The sequence below is a fragment of the Acinetobacter sp. YH12023 genome (assembly GCF_013420135.1).
Classification (GTDB): Bacteria; Pseudomonadota; Gammaproteobacteria; order Pseudomonadales; family Moraxellaceae; genus Acinetobacter; species Acinetobacter amyesii.
The window spans coordinates 57868-79602 of sequence record NZ_VOYU01000001.1; the positions used below are offsets into that span (position 1 = coordinate 57868).

General features: G+C 40.0%; 21 protein-coding genes and 1 pseudogene. 15 read left to right on the forward strand and 7 right to left on the reverse strand.

What is annotated here, in order from left to right; all coding sequences use genetic code 11:
* Window positions 1-160: 160 nt before the first annotated feature.
* Window positions 161-592, forward strand: a complete 432-nt coding sequence (gene mscL, locus FTT92_RS00270; protein ID WP_078192339.1) for a large conductance mechanosensitive channel protein MscL — start codon at window positions 161-163, stop codon at window positions 590-592.
* 38 nt (window positions 593-630) lie between these two features.
* On the opposite strand, the gene FTT92_RS00275 is transcribed toward mscL, so the two are convergent.
* The 3 genes from FTT92_RS00275 to mutM form a co-directional block, all read right to left on the reverse strand.
* Entirely contained in the window at window positions 631-1005 is a 375-nt protein-coding gene (locus FTT92_RS00275; RefSeq protein ID WP_180171154.1) for a hypothetical protein, read from the reverse strand.
* 197 nt (window positions 1006-1202) lie between these two features.
* Entirely contained in the window at window positions 1203-1481 is a 279-nt protein-coding gene (locus FTT92_RS00280; protein ID WP_078192338.1) for a peptidylprolyl isomerase, read from the reverse strand.
* The gene (mutM, locus tag FTT92_RS00285) at window positions 1478-2332 is read right to left on the reverse strand and encodes a bifunctional DNA-formamidopyrimidine glycosylase/DNA-(apurinic or apyrimidinic site) lyase (protein ID WP_180171155.1); all 855 of its coding nucleotides are present in this window, start codon (window positions 2330-2332) and stop codon (window positions 1478-1480) included. Before mutM ends, FTT92_RS00280 begins: the two co-directional genes overlap by 4 nt.
* 389 nt (window positions 2333-2721) lie before the next feature.
* Between mutM and FTT92_RS00290 the strand changes: the two genes are divergently transcribed.
* The 4 genes from FTT92_RS00290 to FTT92_RS00305 all read left to right on the forward strand — a co-directional run bounded on the left by FTT92_RS00290 (window position 2722) and on the right by FTT92_RS00305 (window position 8322).
* The gene (locus FTT92_RS00290; protein ID WP_078192336.1) at window positions 2722-3984 is read left to right on the forward strand and encodes a carbohydrate porin; all 1263 of its coding nucleotides are present in this window, start codon (window positions 2722-2724) and stop codon (window positions 3982-3984) included.
* A gap of 18 nt (window positions 3985-4002) precedes the next feature.
* Window positions 4003-6183: a TonB-dependent receptor gene (locus FTT92_RS00295; RefSeq protein WP_180171156.1), complete on the forward strand. Its 2181-nt coding sequence runs from the start codon at window positions 4003-4005 to the stop codon at window positions 6181-6183.
* 12 nt (window positions 6184-6195) lie between these two features.
* Window positions 6196-7311 (forward strand): NADH:flavin oxidoreductase/NADH oxidase, encoded by a 1116-nt coding sequence (locus tag FTT92_RS00300; protein WP_180133928.1) that lies wholly within the window; start codon window positions 6196-6198, stop codon window positions 7309-7311.
* An 81-nt stretch (window positions 7312-7392) separates the two neighbouring features.
* Window positions 7393-8322: an AEC family transporter gene (locus FTT92_RS00305; RefSeq protein WP_180027265.1), complete on the forward strand. Its 930-nt coding sequence runs from the start codon at window positions 7393-7395 to the stop codon at window positions 8320-8322.
* A 73-nt stretch (window positions 8323-8395) separates the two neighbouring features.
* Here FTT92_RS00305 and FTT92_RS00310 read toward each other — a convergent pair whose 3' ends face one another.
* Entirely contained in the window at window positions 8396-9202 is an 807-nt protein-coding gene (locus FTT92_RS00310; protein WP_078191142.1) for a tetratricopeptide repeat protein, read from the reverse strand.
* A gap of 249 nt (window positions 9203-9451) precedes the next feature.
* Between FTT92_RS00310 and FTT92_RS00315 the strand changes: the two genes are divergently transcribed.
* On the forward strand, window positions 9452-9697 hold the full coding sequence (locus FTT92_RS00315) for a hypothetical protein (RefSeq protein ID WP_078191141.1): 246 nt from the start codon (window positions 9452-9454) through the stop codon (window positions 9695-9697).
* Between the two features lie 207 nt (window positions 9698-9904).
* A pseudogene (locus FTT92_RS00320) lies at window positions 9905-11089 on the forward strand (sorbosone dehydrogenase family protein).
* Window positions 11090-11174: 85 nt separating this feature from the next.
* On the opposite strand, the gene FTT92_RS00325 reads toward FTT92_RS00320, so the two are convergent.
* The 3 genes from FTT92_RS00325 to FTT92_RS00335 all read right to left on the reverse strand — a co-directional run bounded on the left by FTT92_RS00325 (window position 11175) and on the right by FTT92_RS00335 (window position 14746).
* Window positions 11175-11660, reverse strand: a complete 486-nt coding sequence (locus tag FTT92_RS00325) for a hypothetical protein (RefSeq protein ID WP_078192331.1) — start codon at window positions 11658-11660, stop codon at window positions 11175-11177.
* Window positions 11661-11806: 146 nt separating this feature from the next.
* Window positions 11807-12529, reverse strand: coding sequence for a folate-binding protein YgfZ (locus tag FTT92_RS00330; RefSeq protein WP_257231529.1), 723 nt, complete (start codon window positions 12527-12529; stop codon window positions 11807-11809).
* 117 nt (window positions 12530-12646) lie between these two features.
* Window positions 12647-14746, reverse strand: coding sequence for a multicopper oxidase family protein (locus FTT92_RS00335; RefSeq protein ID WP_180171157.1), 2100 nt, complete (start codon window positions 14744-14746; stop codon window positions 12647-12649).
* A 591-nt stretch (window positions 14747-15337) separates the two neighbouring features.
* On the opposite strand from FTT92_RS00335, the gene acnD reads away from it, so the two are divergent.
* The 8 genes from acnD to FTT92_RS00375 all read left to right on the forward strand — a co-directional run bounded on the left by acnD (window position 15338) and on the right by FTT92_RS00375 (window position 21645).
* A complete protein-coding gene (gene acnD / locus FTT92_RS00340) occupies window positions 15338-17956 on the forward strand; it encodes a Fe/S-dependent 2-methylisocitrate dehydratase AcnD (RefSeq protein WP_180171158.1) in 2619 nt (872 codons plus the stop codon).
* Window positions 17957-18013: 57 nt separating this feature from the next.
* Window positions 18014-18544, forward strand: coding sequence for a hypothetical protein (locus FTT92_RS00345; protein WP_180159906.1), 531 nt, complete (start codon window positions 18014-18016; stop codon window positions 18542-18544).
* 160 nt (window positions 18545-18704) lie between these two features.
* Window positions 18705-19115: a hypothetical protein gene (locus FTT92_RS00350; protein WP_180171159.1), complete on the forward strand. Its 411-nt coding sequence runs from the start codon at window positions 18705-18707 to the stop codon at window positions 19113-19115.
* 210 nt (window positions 19116-19325) lie between these two features.
* Window positions 19326-19556, forward strand: coding sequence for an antitoxin (locus FTT92_RS00355; RefSeq protein WP_078191134.1), 231 nt, complete (start codon window positions 19326-19328; stop codon window positions 19554-19556).
* Window positions 19556-19975 (forward strand): type II toxin-antitoxin system VapC family toxin, encoded by a 420-nt coding sequence (locus tag FTT92_RS00360; RefSeq protein ID WP_180114684.1) that lies wholly within the window; start codon window positions 19556-19558, stop codon window positions 19973-19975. Before FTT92_RS00355 ends, FTT92_RS00360 begins: the two co-directional genes overlap by 1 nt.
* A gap of 60 nt (window positions 19976-20035) precedes the next feature.
* A complete protein-coding gene (locus tag FTT92_RS00365; protein WP_180171244.1) occupies window positions 20036-20251 on the forward strand; it encodes a hypothetical protein in 216 nt (71 codons plus the stop codon).
* Between the two features lie 127 nt (window positions 20252-20378).
* Entirely contained in the window at window positions 20379-20954 is a 576-nt protein-coding gene (locus tag FTT92_RS00370; protein ID WP_180171160.1) for a DUF4126 domain-containing protein, read from the forward strand.
* A gap of 481 nt (window positions 20955-21435) precedes the next feature.
* Entirely contained in the window at window positions 21436-21645 is a 210-nt protein-coding gene (locus FTT92_RS00375; protein ID WP_078191130.1) for a hypothetical protein, read from the forward strand.
* The last annotated feature ends 90 nt before the right edge of the window (window positions 21646-21735 follow it).

A 21735-nucleotide genomic window follows, 5' to 3' on the forward strand; every position in this document is an offset into this window, starting at 1 on the left:
TTAATAGAATGTATTACCAAAATCAAAAATGTTTTGTGTGAATTTTTATACATGGTATTTAGAATCTAATATAAACCAAGTAAATTAGGTGGAAATAGTTATACAGATATAATGTATACTTCGTCACAAAATTAAAGCTGAAAAAATTTCTGGAGATCACATGAGTATTATTCAAGAATTTAGAGAATTTGCCGTAAAAGGCAACGTGATGGACTTGGCTGTCGGTGTCATCATTGGTGGTGCTTTCGGTAAAATCATCGATTCCATGGTAAAAGACATTATCATGCCTTTTATTTCTTGGATCCTTGGTGGTGACGTTGATTATTCAAATTGGTTCTTAGTATTGGGCGATAACCCAAATAATTTAACCACGCTAAAAGCAGCACAGGATGCAGGCCTTAATGTTTTGGCTTACGGTAACTTCTTAACTATCTTAATCAACTTCTTGCTTTTGGCATGGGTCGTATTCTGGTTAGTGAAATTGATGAACAAATTGCGCCGTCAAAAAGTTGAAGAGCCAGCTCCAGAGGCGACTCCAGAAGATATCGAATTACTTCGTGAAATTCGTGATGAATTAAAACGTAAAGGTTAATCCTTTAGCAGTGAAAACGGCGCTTAAAGCGCCGTTTTTTATTGTGAATTTTGTTGAGGCGTCATTTTCATAAACTTAGGTTCTGATGTCGAAAAAACAATGCCATTTCGAATGCCTGTAAATACTTCATTTGCTTCTTCAGGTGATTCGGGTGCGCAGGCTTGTTGACCTAATATAAATAAGACTAAAGGGTGATTTTTGGATAATTTGCTAATTTGCTGTATCGCATCATACCATTTTGATTCATTGTTACGATTCCCATCTAAATCTAGTGCCAACTGGACTTCACCATGAGGGTTCATATCTTGATCATCATATAATGCTTGGATAAGTGCATGCTTTCGTTCACCTCGAATGATTGTAAAATCTGTTGTATCGACAGTGCCAAGACGAAAATAGTTGTAATAGCCCAATGGAATGTCCTTTGTTTATTATTAAGTAGAATTGATTTAGTGCAATGTTATCTGGTTGCTATGATTTATATTATATGATTGAAAACCGCCAGCCAATGTTCTGAACGATTGAAAAAAATACTGGGATTATGTGCTTTAAGATGAAAAGCACATATTCGCGATATACTCGTTATAGCATGTTCAATGTGGGTGCTATGTTACATCCGAAACTTAATTTCTAATAAATGCCAGCCAAATTGGCTTTTGATCGGACCATGCAGTTCACGTTCAGGTAGGGTAAATACCGCTTTATCAATTGGGCCAACCAACTGGCCTTTTTTAATGTCGCCAAGCTCGCCGCCTTTTTTACCCGAAGGACATGTCGAATGCTGCTTCGCAATTTTGGCAAAGTCCGCACCGCCTTTGATTTTCTTTTTCAGTTGCTCACATAGTTCTTTATCTTTGACTAATATGTGGCGAACAATCGCAGACTTCATGCTTTATTTCCTTTCAGAGTTTTCTTAATCTGCATTTTAACCTTTTTTAAAGGCTGGCACTCAGGGCAAAACACCGATGCACGTTGTCCCAGTTTGATATTTTGCAACGTGGTTTCACAGTTGATGCACATTTCACCGGCACGTCCGTAGGCGAGCAGGGTTTGCTGGAAATAACCATTTTCACCCATCGCATTGCTGTAATCGCGTAAAGTTGAACCGCCTAAATCAATCGCCTGTTTTAAAATGCGTTTGATTTCGATGACCATTTTTTCAACTTGTTCAAAACTCAAACTCGATGCAGGCTGCGCAGGGTGTATGCCGAGGTTAAATAAGCTTTCCGTTGCATAAATATTGCCGACTCCGACCACGATATGATTGTCCATGATCGATACTTTGATACCGGTCTGCTTATTTTTAAATTTTTGGAATAAGTATTCAGCATTAAACGCATCACTCAGCGGTTCAGGGCCAAGCGTGTCAATCAGTTTGCTTTGAGACGATGCATCTAACCATAAAATACAGCCAAAACGGCGTGGATCGTGATAGCGCAATTGCATATCTTCAAAATGAATCACCAGATGATCATGCTTGCGTAATGCTTCATGACCTTCACAAATCCGAAAACTGCCAGACATGCCCAAATGCCACAACATGCTGTCCTGTTCAAATTCAGCCAAAATATATTTTGATCGACGGCTGAGCTGAAGCAGCTTTTGTCCGGCGAGTTTTTGAATGTCGTCAGGAATTGGCCAACGCAGACTCGACTGAAAAACCTCAACTTTGAGAACCTTTTCATTCAATAATGGCAATAAACTGGTTTTAGTGGTTTCTACTTCTGGTAATTCAGGCATAAAGGTCGAAGCAATGGGTCATTCAAGTTATGCATACTATTGGGTCTAGCCCTACAGAATGCAAGTTTCATCGCGGTCTGAGGAATGCATGAACAGGTTATTGATTATTAATTGTGAGAATAATAAACCAATAAGTCACGATGATGAGTTTAAGCAAGCGATCAGAATTTTAAAATTTAATTTTTTAAAAAATATAAGATATTGAAAAATAAAAACTAAAAATATTCCATAACAATAGATTTATTTAAATTCATTTATTAATAAATTAAAGTTTTGTGAATGATAAAAATAATGCTGAGATAGAACGTGAAAAATTATGTAATTTTTGTGACATTAGATTTCAAGCCTTAAGGCTTGTCTAGGGACTCTCTCCAGATTTAGGTTTTACCATGAAAAAATACAGTCTAGCTCTTCTACCTGCATTTGTTGCAGCAGCCATGACACATGTTCACGCCGCAGAAGCATTCGATACTAAAGGTCAGTACATGCTCGGGGATTGGGATGGTAAACGTACCGAACTTGCACAACAAGGTGTGAAGTTTGAGGCCAATATTGCTGCTGATGCTGCCTATCTTGCCGATGGTGGTCGTAATCCGGGACATTCAGCAACGGTAGCTAGCCAATTGTGGTTAGGTACACAGCTTGATATGGAAAAACTCGCAGGTTGGGATGGCGTGACTGTGCGTGCCGTGATGACTGCACGTCAAGGTCAAAGTACCTCAGTTCGTGATTTGCAAGGAGATGTTCCTCAATTGGCAAATGCACAAGCCAATTTTGGCCGTGGTAACCAAGACAGCCGCTTAACCGAGCTTTCGATTGAAAAGAATTTCAAAGAACAAGGCATTAGTGTAAAAGCAGGTCGTTTAGGTCTAGGTATGGACTTTAACGTGATGGCATGTGACTTTGCCAGCACCGCATTTTGTGCAGCGCAAATGGGTAAATGGCAAGGTTCTATGTGGATGAATACTCCAGTTTCACAATGGGGTGGACGTGTGAAATACCAAGCAACGCCAGAACTTGCGGCACAAGTCGGTGTTTACGAATTTAACCCTGACAATGGTAATGCCAAAGCAGAAGGTCAAGGTTGGAGTCTAGATACAGATCATGCTGATGGCGTAACTATTCCAGTAGAATTGGTTTGGACACCAAAATCATTGGTCAATGGCTTACCGGGGAGCTACCGCTTTGGTGCGATGTACAACACTGCAGATAATGTAAAAAATCAAAAAGACATTATTTCGGGCGAAGCAGAAGATCGTACCTTTGGTGGTTGGGTCGCGATTGAGCAACAGTTAACGTCTACAGGTGAAGGCAAACGTGGTTTGCATAGCTTTGCCAATTTTACTTGGCATGATCGTGTCACCACAAAAGTTGATAACTCACAGCAGCTAGGTTTGAAATACATTGGATTGGCCGATCGTTTGCCTAACGATATGGTTGGCTTGGGCGTGAACCGTGTGCATGTCAATGATCGACTTTCTGCTGAAAAATTTGATGCAAGCGCAGAATATAATGTCGAGTTGAACTATAGCCATAACCCTACGAAATGGTTGATGATTCGCCCAAGTTTACAATATGTGATTAACCCAGGCTCAACAAATCGGGTTGATGATGCTTTCCTAATTGGTTTAAGCTCTAAGGTAATATTCTAATGTCAAAATAGGTGCTCTATGCAAAGTAAATTTAACGTCACATCATTTAAGACACATTTACTTTGCCTGACGGCATGTATTAGCCAACAGTTGTATGCAGAAACAGGTTCTACGGAACCTGTTTTACTTCCTGAGATTACCATTGAAGCACCACGAACCAATACCACATGGTTAAAAACACCGGCATCGGTATACCGGGTACAGCAGGCTGAAAATAATAACAATACGGGTGTGAATCTGTCTGAAACCTTAAAAGGTGTGCCCGGACTACAACTGAATAACCGTGAAAACTATGCACAAGACTTGCAACTGTCTATGCGAGGCTTTGGCGCACGTTCAACATTTGGTGTGCGTGGTATCCGTTTATATGTTGATGGAATCCCTGCGACCATGCCGGATGGTCAGGGACAGACATCAAATATCGATATGAGTAGCTTAAATCATATCGAGGTATTGGGTGGGCCATTTTCCTCTTTATACGGTAATTCTTCGGGTGGGGCAATCTTAACAACAACCAAGCAAGGTACTGGAAAAGACTCTATCGAACTCGGCTATTCGGGCGGCAGTCATCATAAAAGTCGTGCTGATATTGTGCTGCAAGGTGGCTCAGAACAGGCCAATGAGCCTAGCTATGTTGTCAGTTCTTCTTATTTTGAAACTGATGGTTACCGTGATCATAGTGCTGCAAATAAGGTACTCAGCAATGCAAAACTGACTTGGGATCTGGATGATGGTTCCAAGGTCAATTGGATTGTGAATCATGTGGATATCAATGCCGATGATCCACAAGGGTTGACTCGCGCACAGTGGCAAAATAATCCGAAACAGCAAGTAGCATTTTTAAAGCAGTTTGATGTACGTAAAGAAATTAACCAAACTCAAACTGGCTTAACATGGAAAAAACCATTGAATGATCAGCATGAACTCAATGCAATGGTATATATGGGGCAACGTGATGTAACCCAGTATCAATCGATTCCTAAAGGTGAGTATTCAATCAATTTAGGCTTTGATGAAGATGGAAATCCAATATCATCAACAAGTCAAAGAAACCCTCGCCATGCAGGCGGTGTGATTGATTTTAGCCGTGACTATTATGGAACAGATATTCGCTGGACAGGCAAAGACCTCTTGCCGAATACACGTTTGACTGCAGGCTTTGCCTTTGATTACATGGAAGAAGACCGTAAGGGCTATGAAAATTTTGATGCCAATGGAGATTATGGCAAGAAGGGGAATATTCGTCGAAATGAAAATAACACCTTGTGGAATTTAGACCCCTATGTACAAGCTTCGTGGAGTTTTTTACCACATTGGACATTAGATACAGGGCTACGATATAGCAATGTACACTATGAGTCTAAAGATCATTATCAGCAGCAAGCAGTATATGCAGCAGATAAAGACAATGGTGACGACAGCGGTAAAACTGACTATGACAAAGTTTTACCTTCAGCAGCGTTAAGCTGGAATATTGCACCTCAACTCAATGCCTATGTCAGTTATGCCAAAGGTTTTGAAACACCGACCTTTACAGAAATGGCCTATTCTAAAGATGACGGCATGAATTTTGATTTAAAACCGGCCAGTAGCGATAACTACGAGCTTGGGCTTAAATCACAAAATGCATGGGGGAATTTCACTGCAGCGGTATTCCAAAGCAAAACTCAAGATGACATCGTCTCTGCAGGAAGTATCAATGGTCGAGCAACCTATAAAAATGCCGATAAAACCTTACGTGAAGGTATTGAGCTTTCGTGGAATAAACAGCTATGGCGAGATTTAAGCGCGCAAGCAAGTTACAGTTATATCGATGCCACTTTTGATGCCGCAATTCCTGACAGTGATATCGTCAAAGGTACCTATATACCAGGTATTGCCAAAAACCAAGCGTTTGCCGCACTGAATTGGCAGCCAGATATTGGCTTTAATGCCGGCCTAGATGTGCGCTATATGGATAAAGTCTATGTCGATGATGCCAACAGTGATGCTGCGTCGAGCTATACCGTGGTTTCTGCCAACGCAGGTTATGTGTGGAAACAAGCAGATTGGAAAGTCAAAACCTATGTACGTGCAGATAATTTGTTTGATGAGAACTATGTCGGTTCAGTGATCGTCAATGATGGAAACGGACGCTTCTTTGAACCCACAGATGGTTTGAATTGGAGTGCAGGATTGAGTGTGACCAAAGCCTTCTAAAAGGAGAGTAATGTGGCGTTGTTATTTCAACCAATTCAGTTTGGAACATTGGGGCTGACTAATCGAATCGTGATTGCACCCATGTGTCAATATTCTGCCAATGAGCAAGGGGAGTTAAGCTATTGGCATGAACAACAATGGGCGAATTATGCCTTGTCAGGTGCTGGACTTTGTATCGTCGAGGCAACGGCTGTACAGGCAGAGGGGCGCATTAGCTATGCAGACCTCGGCCTTTGGAATGATATGCAACGCGCACAGATGAAGGCACTATTGGCCAAGGTGAAATCACTTTCACCTATGCCATTTGCTATCCAACTGGCACATGCGGGTCGTAAGGCATCGACAGATAAACCTTGGGCAGGACGTGGACAATTACCCCCAGATCACCCTCAAGGATGGCAAACTGTTTCAGCAAGTGAGTTGCCCTTTAATGCCACAGATCATGCACCCCATGCTTTAAGCCGAGAAGAAATCCAGCAGATCATTCAAGACTTTGCCGATTCAGCAAAACGAGCGGTAGATGCAGGCTTTGACTTAATTGAGCTACATGCCGCACATGGTTATTTGCTGCATCAATTTATGTCGCCATTGTCGAATCAGCGTAGCGATGAATATGGTGGCAGTCTGGAAAATCGCATTCGGCTGACGCTTGAAGTGTTCCAAGCCATGAAAAATGCCGTTCCTGAAGATTATCCAATTGGGGTACGTATTTCTGCAACTGACTGGATGGAATATACTGAAGCACCGAGTTGGGATCTAGACTCGGCTGTTGGCTTGTCAAAAGCGCTTGCACAACTAGGCACAGCCTATATTCATGTTTCTAGTGGCGGCTTAGATGTTGCGCAAAAAATTCAATTACAAGCCAGTTATCAAGTGCCTTTTGCTGAAGCCATTAAGCAAGCCGTTCAGGTTCCCGTAATTGCTGTGGGTTTAATTACCGAAGCAATGCAAGCCGAAGGCATCTTACAATATGGCATGGCAGATGCGATTGGTCTTGCTCGTGCAATTCAATATGACCCGCGTTGGCCATGGCATGCCGCTGCTGAACTCGGTGAAAACCTAAAAATTTCTCCGCAGTATTTACGCTGTCAGCCACATGCACAAAGAAGTCAATTTACGGCTTTCTAATTTTCAAAATTTATAGCGGTCCTATCTACACTCTCAGGTTGAGGGTGTGGATAGAAGAGTCTATTACACAGGGTATTTCGTATGGTCTTTGAGGTGATTGGTCCAATCTTTTTTCTTTTGGCCTTGGGATATCTGTCTGTAAAATGTAGTTTATTGAGCAAAGAACAAGTTGGAACCATTGGTGCATTTGTGATTAAGATTGCACTGCCGGCTTTGTTTTTTCAGTCATTAGCTTCTAAAGATTTGCATCAAATTTGGTATCCCGGCTATTTCTTTGTTTATACCGGAGTCACTTTTTTACTGTATGGGATGGCCTATTGGCTATTGTCGACACATTTTAAAAATAATATGTCGCAAACAGCGGTACTGTCATTAGGCGCTGGCATGTCAAATACAGGCTTAATTGGCACTGCAGTCCTAAGCTTATTGGTCGGTCAAAATGCGATGACCTATACCTCATTAATCGTCATCATTGAAAGTGTGCTGCTGATTCCAACGGTGCTGGTCCTTGCACAATTAGGAAGTTCACAGCAAAAAGCCAATATTGGCGATATCATCAAAAATACCTTAATGACCCTGTTAAAAAATCCACTCTTTGCAGGGGTAATGCTAGGGATTGGGTTTGCAATTTTCCAAATTCGTTTGCCTCATCAAATCAATGATGTACTAGCGATGTTAGGTCAAACGGCTTCACCACTGGCACTGTTTGCAATTGGTGGAGGGATTGTCGGTATGAGCTTAAAGTATGTGAATGCTCAGAGCTTCTATTTGGTGATTTCAAGCAACTTGGTGATGCCTTTACTGACTTATTTAGGCTTACGTTATTTGACCGATGTCAGCCAAGAGATGTTATATGCAGGGACGATTATTGCCGCATTGCCGATGCCGACGATTTTTGCCATGCTTGGGCAAGTTTATGGCTTAAATGAAAAGACCTTAACGCCTTTGTTGATGAGTACCATCTTGGGATTTGTCGTAACAGGCGTATTAATCAGTTTGTGGTGGGCGTGATTTTGATCAGCTCAAGATTTGCTTAAACCCATGAAAAAAGCCCTGCATGTGCAGGGCTTTTTTTAATGCTCAATTAACTCTTTTTCGCATTGGCTTTTGGCGCTTTGGCTTGTTCAGCAATCATTTTATCCACGGTTGCCAAAGATTCTTTAGCTTGCGGAATATTTTCTTTGGCTAATGCGCTAAATATTTTTTTAGCTTCAGGCAAATTTTGCGGGATGATATTGCCATTTACAAACATATTGCCCACTGCCATCAATGCAGGGACATAACCTTTTTTCGCTAACTCTTGAATGCTATTTAGACCTTGTTGAATAGGCTTTTCATTTTTAGCTTTAAAGCCAGCACTGATGTCATAAAGTGCTTTGGCATGAATCGCAGGGTAGTTGCCTTTTTTAATCAGCGGATCAAGTTTACTGAGCGCCAATTTATCTGACTCAGGTTTATTTTCTGCAAAAAGTAAAATGGCATAGTCGATGGAGGCATCATCAAAACCAGCCGAAGATGCGCGTTCTAAATATTGTTTGGCCTTATTGGTGTCTTGTTTTAAGCCCAGTGTGCCCGTTGCATAATTTTTACCTAAAACATAGTTTGCAACAGGGTAGCCTTTGGCTGCAGCCTGTTCATAGAGTTGGATGGCTTTTTTCTCATCCTTCGCTACGCCTTGACCTGTTTGAGTAAGATAGCCCAAATTATAAATAGCCTGAGCATTACCTTTTGCTGCAAGCTTGCTTAGTGTTTGGTAGGCGCCATTCATATCTTTGGCCTTGACCATGGCTTCCACTTTAGCAAATTCAGGATCGACGGCATCTGTTTTGGTTTCAGCAAAAGCGAATTGAGTGCTCATTGCCAAAATGCTTGCAAGTAGGATTTTTTTCATCTTAAAACCTTTTTTAAATCATACACATAATTCCATTTATGTGTTTTGGTGGTTATTTTTGTCGGTTTTTACATCATAGGTAGATTTACGTAAATGTAAAGTGAGGAATTGTGATTTAAAGCGTTTTTATAAAATAATGTTGATTTCCCTTAGCGCTTTAAATGCCACGACTTTATTGCATCAAAAGCCTTTGCAAAAAAGCAGGACTCTGATTTAATCGCGCATTGTTATTTTCTCTGAGGCAGCACGATGTTTATTAAAGGCATTAAACGCAATTACGATAAAATTAATGCAGATGAATCGATTGCAGATGAAGATAAAATCGATGCGCTTTTGATGAAACTGGGTGCAGAGTTTTTAGTCAGTAAAGAGGATCGTGTTTATATTTTCAAAAAAGGCGATTTGGAAGCTAAATTTGATGCCAAACATGCGCGCGCCTATCATTTTAAAGAATATGTATGCAAAGATATGAATAAGCTATTTCATGGATTTTGATTAAAATCATGATTTAAAAACGAAGACGTGAGGGGGAATAAAGTTCCTCCTTATTTTTGACTGTTGTGTACTGCACCAGCGTATATGATTTAAAAATCCTTTATTTTCAAAAGTATAATATTTTCTAAAAATATAAATTGAATAAAATAGATACAAGACATCTATGATGAATACAGATATACATGATTCATTGAGATGTATTTAAATATGATAAAAATAAGTGCCATCTTGATCCTTAGTTTCGTTTGTTCAATGACCAGTTGGGCTCAACAACCCAAGCTTGTACCTCATCCAATCCATTTAAAAAATGGCAAGCAGTTTTCATTAAATTTGCCTGCAAATTTCGAGATCATTCCTGCTGCTGAAGGTCTCAAACGGGTACGCTTTTTTTCGTAAGCGCCTGATCGCAGAATGCTTGTCACGGATATGTATGACCTAACAGATAATAAAAAAGGTACTGTATATATATTGGATGATTGGAATGCTGACACCGGTAAATTTGGCAAAATCATTCCTTATCTGACCGGTTTGAGAAATCCAAATTCAGTTCAGTTTTATCCCGATGCTCAAGGACAGGATTGGCTCTATTTGGCGGAAACGCACCAACTGACACGGCAAAAATTTAGTAGAGGAGAAACTCAGCCTTCGAGTAAGGCTGAAGTTTTAGCGACATTTCCAGATTATGGTTTGAGTTATAAATACGGTGGTTGGCATCTGACGCGGACGATTGCTATCGGTGGAAATGGAAAAGTTTATGTGTCGGTTGGTTCGAGTTGTAACGCCTGTGTTGAAAAAGAAAAAGTACGAGCCTCCGTCATTGAGATGAATCCTGATGGTTTAGAGCAACGGATTTATGCGACAGGTTTGCGTAATGCTGTTGGGCTAAAATGGATCGGAAAATTTCTATTTGCGACCAATCAAGGTTCTGATCATTTGGGACCTAAAAAGCCAGATGAAACTTTTTATGCGCTAAAACAGGATGTCGATTATGGTTGGCCCGCATGTTATTCATGGCTGGGCAATGTCTTGGCGGACCCTAAATTTAAACGTGCATCTGGCTGTAAAAATGTTCCATCGCCCTATGCTTATTTCCCTTCGCATTCATCTGCATTGGGTTTTGATTATTTTGATGACCCCCATACTGATACCGCCATTAAAAATGCATTTTTAGTAGCCTTGCATGGCTCTACCGATGAGGCGATTGGTCATGGCTATCAAATTGCAATGATGCGTAAAGGACAAAAACTTGAAACCTTTATGGATGGCTTTTTAGTCGGTAAAACGGTGCATGGGCGACCTGCTGATATTTATAAGGTCGATGAAAAATCTTTTTATTTTTCAGATGATCGGGCAGAGGTGATTTATTATGTGAGGGAAAAAATGAGTGATTAAAAAGCCAAAGTCTTTAGGGTTTGGCTGTGGGTTTGATGTTATAAAATATGATCATTAATGAGAGAGGATTCTAACTCTTCTATTTCTATGTTTGCTGTAGAGTTTCTTTTAAAATTTTTCTAAAACGTAAGAACATAATTAACTCAATAAAATTTAAACCAAAGCCCCAAGGCAAAGTTCCAGCTGTATTGAATTTTATTGACGTGTTGTAGCCTATATGTGCTTTTAGTAGATAGAAAAAAGAATCAGGAGTTGCTTCTATGTAAAAACCAAAAATAAGTGCAATATTTGGAATATATAAAAAATAAGGCGTACATATAAGGAAGATCAAACTAAAACTTATCCATTTTAGGGTTATTAAACCTTTAATGTTTTGTTTCCAGTAAAGATAACTGCCAGAAATTGTAATGATAAGTTGAAGAAGGAACAGTAGATAAATAATATTGTTAATTGAGAACAGATTAAGAAAACCAATAAAATAAAATATCATTAAAACTGCTAATATTGAAAAACCACCATAGTAGAGTGCGATTAACTTATGCTTTGGGTCTTGAAATTGTGTCTGATGCATCGTTATATAGTTTATTGTTAAAATTCGGAGTGCATTTTAGTTTAAAAATAGTCAAATTAACATGATGAATTTTAAAATTTAAAACTTAGATTTGTTATAAAAGAAGATAGCTAAATGTAGCTATCTTCTTAATTTATTTAAGCTGACTACGGACGCGCCACATCACCATTCAATGCTTCAGGCAAGGCTAAAACTGTCACATCTAACTCTTCTAAAGCTTCTGGGCGTGCCACAACTAAAGCTACATAACCATTTTCTACAGCCGCGCTATTGACCACTTGTACGCCTTTATTCAGCTGTTCGCCTTGTGCAGGAGCAGTACCTGTACCTGAAATCGCATGCAACCAAGCTTTTGGTTTAGCTTTAAACCATAAACGTGCAATCACTTCCTGACCCAAATAACAGCCTTTGTCATAGTGGACGCCTTCACGCTGATGTAGACGTAACTCTTGCGGTTGGAACACATGTTCAATGGCTTGGTCAATATAGGCCTGACCCGCTTGAATCGCTTGAATTTCCCATGCTGCAACATCCGTCGGTTCCGAAGTAAATGTCGTTTCATCACCGACTAAACTTGGAAAAACTGCACCAGTTTCTTCAAGTTTCATCTTAGAAAATGCACCATATTTTTTAATATGTTTGGCAAATTCTTCGGCTTGATCTGCCGTAGTGACAATAGAAAAACTTTCAGCACTGTGTTTAGTGAGCCATAAACCAAAGTGAATACGGCCTTTGAGGTCGCAGATTGCGGTATAACGTGTTGCATTTTCTTCAAGGCGTTCAACATGCAAAGTCACTTGCCCTTGTAGAAATTTTTGTGCATCGACACCGTTGAGAGAAAAAGATGTGAATGCCATAGACGTTGTCATGACCAGCCTCAGTATAAATTTTAGATATCATTAATCATGTTATTTTGCAGCAAGCCGCAGTGTTAGGCAAACAAAAAGCCCATATTGATATGGGCTTTTGTACAGCAGAGATCTGTCTTAGTGATTGTGTGTAGGCATATCGCTTGCAGTCATATCCATAGTGGAATGATGCGAAGGCGGTTCACTATTACAATCATATTGATCGCCACAAATACGCACGGTTTCCATCATGCCTTGATCTTCATGGTCTAAAATATGGCAGTGCAGTACAAAGTCGCCTTCAAATTTTTCGTATTTACTGCGTACAAAGATTTTATAGCCCTGTTTGACGAAGAGCGTATCTTTCCAAACGCCTTTCATTCCATGATATTGCGAGTCAATATTTCCTGCACCATCTTTATCTGAGCTGCCGATCGCACTGACATCGACGCCATTTTCATTCAATATTTTCACCACTTGGAATGGATTGACATGAATATGGAAGGGATGACTGGCAACATTACTGCTTAACTCCCACTCTTGAGTTTGCCCGATTGGAAGCTTGCGGACATAGCTATGGTGGGTATGGTCTTCATCATGGTAGGCATCGCCAAAGCTGATCAAGGTACCTTCTTCGGCATGACGAATACCAAATTTAAAGCTGCCATCTGTATTGAACAGAATGTCAAAGTTGGTGATTTGCTTCGCCATCGTTTTGAGCATTTCATCGACTTCAGCAGTCATTAAACTCGCATGAGAGATAAAGGCTGATAAATCACCCTGTTCGAGCTGTGCAATCACTTCTGGTGCCAGTTTTAGTTGGGTGGCCTGACTTTTTAAGAAGTTAAACGGCGTTTGCTGCGGTAGTTGAGTTGCTTGCACATTGACCCAACCGAGGAGCTGTGTATTGAGTTTTTCTTCTGGTGCGCGACGAAGTAATGGACTTGATTCAGGCGCATTAATTTCATCTTCCAGATTCAGCTTGGCATCGTATACACAGTATTTATTGGTGGTCGGGAAGGCGAGCATGGCATCAAAGCGATAACCTGGTTGAAAAATTTCAATCCCGTGCTTTTGGATTTTGCCCATGGTCAAGCCGTCTTGTGCAAGGGTATATAACGGTAATGTTTTCAGCGTTTTAAACTGTGAAGACATCGACTTACTTTGATATTTTTGACATTCGCTCAGGGTTTGCTCTGCGGTAAAGAGCGCAGAATCAGGCAGTTCTTTGATGGTCAAACCAATGGTGTCACGGATACCGCCGTGAATCATGCGCCAGCGGTGGTATTGGTTCTGATCCACCTTAATTTCACCAAACATTTTGCCATTGATACTGGTAAAACGATTTTCATCCGCCCATGAGGTTGGTATATCGAGTTTTGAATAATCTTCTAAGCTATAGATGCAGGGTGTACCATTCACTTGGCTTAAATTGCTGTCGCAATCTTCATTGTATTGAATCTGCTGGAATAGCATGATTTTTTCATGGTTATACTGCTGGGTTTTTTGATTTTTCCATAAGATGTCCAAATCTCCAGTCTGCTGAATTTGCCCCTGACGAATGACAGGTTTCCGCTCTCCCTCAATAATCAATGGGCCAGCCATGCCACTTGAGACCTGAATCGCGGTTGAACCATGCACATGCGAGTGATACCAAAATGTTCCCGCAGGATGATTCGGTTCGATCTTAAATTCGTAATGAAAATCTTGCTGAGGTTTTAAGCTCAAAAATACGTTGTCACTATTTCCTTGTGGGCTAACCCAAAGACCATGTGTATGTAAATTTGTGGTGTTAAAACAGTTCCCTTGGTTAATATTGGTCACTGGACTTGGACAGGTCTCCGTCGATTCAACAGGGAGGTGATTGACCAGATGAATTTTTAAATTGTCACCTTGTTTCGCACGAATTTGTGGGCCGACCAATACATCAGAAACACTGCCATCGCTATTTTTCGAGTTCCAAAGTTCAGGTTTAGTCAGATAGCCTCTGACCTGTAATAGGTCATTTTCACCCGTTTCAGGGTCGTATAAGGCTTGGCGTTTATAGGCAATCAGCAGTTCATGTTCACCTTGTGCATTGGCTTTCAAACGTGGTGGATTCGAGACGACAGTCGGTGAGTCTACTTCCTCTTCTTGAATCGTCGAATCTGTTGTCGATTGGTCGTTGTCGCCACAGGCAATGAAGCTGAGACAGCTTAAGAGGCAGCCAGCCCCAATGATGGTTTTAAATTTTGTCATGATCTTTCCCCAAAGCATAATGACGGTAGAACAGTAGTCGCTGATTTATTTAGCTAAGGTTTTGTAAATATTGTGATTATTTTGGCGAGTACAGCGAATTACTGTGCTTGTATGTCGTGCTTTTATTATCTGAGAGAGGGGTGATTCGACGCTATCCCTGCAAATAGGGATAAATTGAGAATTAAGATGAAATAAATAATAAAACAGTGTTTTGATTCACATTATGGCTTTAAGGCGCAATGAGCTAATAAAATAATTTAATGCCTTGATTATTAAATACTAAAATTGATAAGACTGATTTTTAATCAATTTGGTTGATATTTAGATTAAATATTATGCAGTGCAATTTTCCTTAGACTAAAGAATGAGGCGGATTTGCAGCTATTTTTCAAAAAAATTCACATTTAGAGCGAATATTCCAAAGTTAGTGTAACTAAATATTTCAAAAACCCCTGTTTTTATATTTAACTCTATGAAATATATCAGATTTGGGAAATGGGTTTTCGGCAGTGTAGTATGCCTATCGAACAAAGATGAATTGTCTATGAAAAAGACAACGCAAAAAAATGAAAGACCGAGGGCAGGAACGCTATGAACAACAACTACCGTAAACCGCTGCAAGGCACCCAGCTAGAATACTTCGATGTACGCCAAGCCGTAGAAGATATTCAGCCAGGCGCATACGCAAAACTCCCATATACATCTAAAGTCCTTGCAGAGCAGTTGGTTCGTAAATGCGACCCTGCAATCTTAGAACAGTCTTTAAAAGAACTGATTAACCGTAAACAAGACCACGATTTCCCTTGGTACCCTGCACGTGTGGTGTGCCATGACATCTTAGGCCAAACCGCATTGGTTGACCTTGCAGGCTTGCGTGATGCGATTGCTGACCAAGGTGGCGACCCGTCAAAAGTCAATCCTGTTGTTCCAACGCAGCTGATTGTTGACCATTCTCTAGCTGTAGAGTTTGGCGGTTTTGACCCAGACGCATTTGAGAAAAACCGCGCGATTGAAGACCGTCGTAACGAAGACCGTTTCCATTTCATTGAATGGACGAAAACAGCCTTTGAAAATGTCGATGTGATCCCTGCGGGCAACGGTATCATGCATCAAATCAACTTGGAGAAAATGTCTCCAGTGATTCAAAACCGTGATGGTTTAGCTTTCCCTGATACTTGCGTGGGTACAGACTCACATACGCCGCATACTGATGCATTGGGTGTAATTTCTGTTGGTGTCGGCGGTCTAGAAGCTGAAAACGTGATGCTTGGCCGAGCATCTTGGATGCGTCTGCCAGACATCATTGGTGTAGAGCTTGTCGGTCAGCGTAAAGCAGGCATCACCGCAACTGATATCGTGTTAGCGCTTACAGAATTCTTGCGTAAAGAACGTGTCGTCGGTGCTTATTTAGAGTTCTTCGGTGAAGGTGCAGACAGTATGTCTGTAGGCGACCGTGCAACGATCTCGAACATGACCCCTGAATATGGCGCAACGGCTGCGATGTTCTACATTGACCAAAACACCATTGATTACCTGACATTGACAGGCCGTGAAGCGGATCAAGTGAAATTGGTTGAAACCTATGCCAAAGAAATTGGTCTTTGGGCGTCGGATATGACAGCGGCAGAATACCCGCGTGTACTACGTTTTGATTTATCACAAGTCACTCGTAATATTGCAGGTCCATCGAATCCACATGCACGTGTATCAACCGCTGATTTAAAAGCGAAAGGCATTGCAGGTAACTTAGAAGCGGCTAAAGCTCAGGAAGCTGAAGGTTTAATGCCTGATGGCGCAATCATCATTGCAGCAATCACCTCATGTACAAACACTTCTAACCCACGTAATACCGTGGCAGCAGGCTTACTTGCACGTAAAGCTAATGAGTTAGGACTTGTGCGTAAACCTTGGGTGAAATCATCTTTTGCACCGGGTTCTAAGGCTGCGGCTTTATACCTCGAAGAAGCTGGTGTACTCGGTGATTTAGAAAAGCTGGGTTTTGGTATCGTGGCATATGCATGTACCACGTGTAATGGTATGTCAGGTGCTTTAGATCCAAAAATTCAACAAGAAATTATTGATCGTGATTTGTACGCAACTGCGGTACTTTCAGGTAACCGTAACTTCGATGGTCGTATCCATCCTTATGCAAAACAAGCGTTCTTGGCTTCTCCGCCTTTAGTTGTGGCGTATGCGATTGCAGGGACGATTCGTTTTGATATCGAAACCGATTCACTGGGTAATGACAAAGACGGTAATCCAATTTACTTAAAAGACATTTGGCCGTCTGATGCTGAAATTGATGCGTTGGTAAAAGAAGCGGTGAAGCCTGAACAGTTTAAGAAAGTGTATATCCCAATGTTTGACTTGGGTGAGCGTGAAAAAGCGGCAAGCCCACTATACGACTGGCGTCCGCAAAGTACTTATATCCGCCGTCCGCCGTATTGGGAAGGGGCATTGGCTGCACCGCGTACACTTGCAAATATGCGTCCGCTTGCGATTCTGCCTGACAACATCACCACAGACCATTTATCGCCTTCAAATGCGATCATGATGGATTCGGCTGCGGGTGAATATCTGCATAAAATGGGCGTGCCTGAAGAAGACTTTAACTCTTATGCAACCCACCGTGGTGACCATTTAACTGCACAGCGTGCAACATTTGCCAACCCGAAATTGTTCAATGAAATGGTGGTTCGCTCTGACGGTACGATCAAGCAAGGTTCAAAAGCGCGTGTAGAGCCGGAAGGCGAAGTGATGCGTATGTGGGAAGCAATTGAAACTTACATGAACCGTAAGCAACCGCTGATCATTATTGCAGGTAAGGACTACGGTCAAGGTTCGAGCCGTGACTGGGCTGCCAAAGGTGTGCGCCTTGCAGGTGTAGAAGTGATTGTGGCGGAAGGTTTTGAGCGTATTCACCGTACTAACTTGGTGGGTATGGGCGTGTTACCGCTTGAGTTTAAAGCAGGAACTGACCGTAAAACTTTGAAGCTGGATGGTACTGAGCTGTATAGCGTGATTGGCAATATTGCGCCGCGTTCTGACCTGACTTTGGTGGTTGAGCGTTCAACAGCAGACGGCAAAAATGAAATCATTAAAGTGCCTGTGACTTGCCGTTTGGATACTGAAGAAGAAGTGCATGTGTATGAAGCGGGTGGTGTGTTACAGCGCTTTGCACAAGACTTTTTGGAAGGGAATGTGGCTTAAATATCATAGCACCAACTGATAATTTCTTTTGGTGCTTTGACTCTTATGGAATTCAAAATGGCTTTCTTATACCATTATTATATTTGGCTAATAATTTTTCTTTTTTCTGGGATGAATATAGTTTTTTATAAAATTATTAAATCGCAGGTTGATGTTTTAATCATTGTTTTTATTAATCTTATTTTGTTATTGTTTTTTTTGTACCCTTATCTAAATAAAATCTCAAAAAAAATTAGTAATGATGATTTTTTGTCTTTTTTAAATGTATCAAAAGGCTCGATTAAATTTACAGATTTAACAACTTTCCTTGGAGAGCAAGCATTAGGTTCACTTTTAGCAACACTAACAATTGTATACGGTCGTGAAGTTTTCAAAATTACAAATAGTGGAGCAATTACTGCAATATTTATTTATATAATTTTTTTATTAACAATATCCATTACAACGCTTTCATTAGCCAAAATTTCTTTACAAACAATAAATTTGAATCTTAATCGATTTAAAGAGTTTTTATTGATAATTATATTTTTTTTCATTACTTACTGGGCTTATATAGGCGGTTTAAAGCTAGTTCCTAGTATTCCATAATAGAAATATTTTGTAAGTTTTAACCTAAGATAAGAAATGGTATTTAGAGGAAAATATTTTTTCAAAAGAGGATATAAGTTTAGCTTACGATAAATTAGAACCTTATCTAGAAGAAATAGAATTAAGGAACTCAGTAAGACGAAAATATCTTCAGGATTTGATGGATAAATCTTATGATGAAATCGCAATATTGCTAAAGTGCCATCTTATAGTTGAGCATTATCTAGATATCTATTTGGTAGAAGAGTTGGGGTTAAAAGAGCTTAAAAAAGCAAAATTGAACTTTTACAATAAAGTAAATTTGTTACCTGAAAATAAAGTTGTTTATTTTGTTAAACCTGGAATTATTAAATTAAATAATTTAAGAAATAAAGTCGCGCATAACTTAAATGTTGAGTTTACTAAAGATGATTTAGGGCAAATTCTATTTATTTTGAAAATAGCACGTGAAGATATTGAAAATTGTAGCTTCATAGAGTCAATTGAAAAATTTACTGTATTAGCTTGTACATGGTTGTCGCCACCTGATTCTAAAATTCAATCTTATTTTGTAGAATCAACTTCTCATTAAAAAAAATTGATTAGAGTCATTACTTTTCGCCCAATCGCCATCATCATTTGTCAAAATAGACAATAAAACGCCATTTTGAGTGGAGGGTTTTAGACCCTTGTTTTAACTAAAAGCCTGATCAATTGATCAGGCTTTTAGTTTTGGCATTGTTGAAAAAAACTCAAAAAATACCTATCATAAGGTATATATCAAAACTGCTGGAGTAGTGCTATGACTACCGCAAAAGTTTTTATGACAGGCCGCAGTCAAGCCATTCGCTTACCCAAAGAATTTCGTTTTGAAGGCAAAGAAGTAGAAATCTTCCGCCGAGGTGACGAAGTCATATTGCGAGAAAAACCAGTCACAGCAGATCAACTATTTAAAGTTTTGGCGCAAATGCCAGACGACTTTTATGCAGAAACAAGAGTGGATGAACCACCGCAAGAACGAGAAGAGTTCTAATGCCAACACAATATTTATTGGATACAAATATTTGTATCTATATCACCAAGCATCAACCCGAAATTGTACGTCAGCATTTTGAAAAACACTTACCTGACGGCAATATTTTTATTTCAGTGATTACTTTAGGTGAACTTCGCTTTGGTGCGGAAAAAAGCCAATGGAAAGACAAAGCTTTCAAAGTGATTGATGAATTAACTTCAATCATTCCTGTTATAGAGTTAGATGAACACACCGCCGTACACTATGCTCAAATTCGAAAACAGTTAGCGCTTCAGGGGGAAATAATTGGCAATAACGATTTATGGCTAGCTGCTCATGCACGATCAAATAATTGGGTCATGGTCACAAACAATGAAAAAGAATTTCTGCGTGTAGACGAACTGCAAGTAGAAAACTGGCTCAGCAAATCGCTGTAAACCCACCAAAATTTCCACACGAAATTATGCTTTGCCTAAATGCCATTATCAATTGTCGAAATGACCAATAGACATTCATCACAAGAGGGTTATACTGAATCTACCATTTCTAAAAACACATGGAGAACAAAAATGGTTACTGCTGGTCAAAAACCCGGAACAGGCTTCTATTTTTGTGTTCAATGCGGACACCGCGTTTACTTAGAAATTGGTACTGATCGTTTACCACCGTGTATCAAATGCCAAGGCAATCAATTTAACAATAAGAATGCCTAAGCTGCAAAACACTAACAGTTATCCGCTGTTTAGAAAGAAAAGCCCTATCACTCGATAGGGCTTTTTGCTAACGTATAACACAGCATATATAAAAACAAATTGTACGTTTGACCATTCGGAGAAGCCCATGGAAACAATATTAGGACTGTGTATTGGTATTGGCTTAAGTGCTGCCTGTGGTTTCCGTGTCTTTGTACCTTTATTGGTGATGAGTGTTGCTTCCATTTTAGGACTATTCGAACCGATGAAAGGATTCGAATGGTTGTCTATGCCTGCGGTTTGTATTGGCTTAGCAATTGCGACGGTTTGTGAAATTGCAGCTTACTATATTCCTTGGGTAGATAATGCGCTCGACACCATTTCAACACCTGCAGCCATGATTGCAGGGACCATTGCCACAATGGCAGTCAGCTCAGGTGAAATGTCACAGTTTGCCAGTTGGGCTGCAGCAATTATCTTGGGTGGTGGTACAGCAACAGCAGTGCAAATGAGTACTGTCGCTGCGCGTGGTGTATCTACCGCAACCACAGGTGGCGTTGCAAACCCCATCTTATCTACAGGAGAATGGATTGGTGCTGCAGTCTTGTCAGTATTGGCCTTTTTAGTTCCATTTTTTGTTGTGATCTTAGTGATTGCAATCGTGATCTGGTTGGTTCGCCGCATACGCCAAAAACGAACTGTACAGGTCGATACCCCTTTATAAACCAATCAATATTTCACTCTAAAATGAATCCATCTTTTAGAGTGAATGATCTGCATTTTGTTTAATAAATATAAAAATAAAAATCCGAAACCGAGTTTTTCAGCGTTTGATAAAGATTATTAAAATTATAAGAAGTGCTACTGATACATAGACCTTCATACAGTTAGAGACAGTACTTTCGTTTGTCTGATTTGGACACCGTATTTGTTAATGCCAGTTCGAGTGAAAAATACCTTTATTCAACATTCCAAGCACTCGGCTTAAGCGCAAAAAATGAAATCGAGAAATCCCACCTATCCATCCTAAAAGAGTACATCATTCTGCGTTTAGGTCATCCAAGAGACGCCTAAAAATATCTTTAAAATATGGTTGATTTTTAAACAATAAAGGCATAATTTTAGTATGTGATTATAAATCACATAGTTTTTATATGGATTTATTAATCTTTGAATTTTATAAAAAATAATGAGGGGAATGGTAGATGATTAAATTTATAGTGGATGAAAATGCCTTAACGAATGGCTCGCATTTAATTCACAATGGTACGCAAGGATGTGTAGACATGCCGCAATTTGACCAGCAAATATTGATTGGTTATTTTGCCAATTTCGAACTCGCTTATAAGCGTGCACGTATGAGTTGGCCAACAGAAAAAGTGGTCGGTTGCGATAAATGCTGTAGTCAAAGCTAGAAATTCAACATGCATTAACTTTGAAATAACGCTGTATATCCAAGAAAAATGGCGCAGAAATTGCTAACTAAAACAGGTAATCGCGTTATT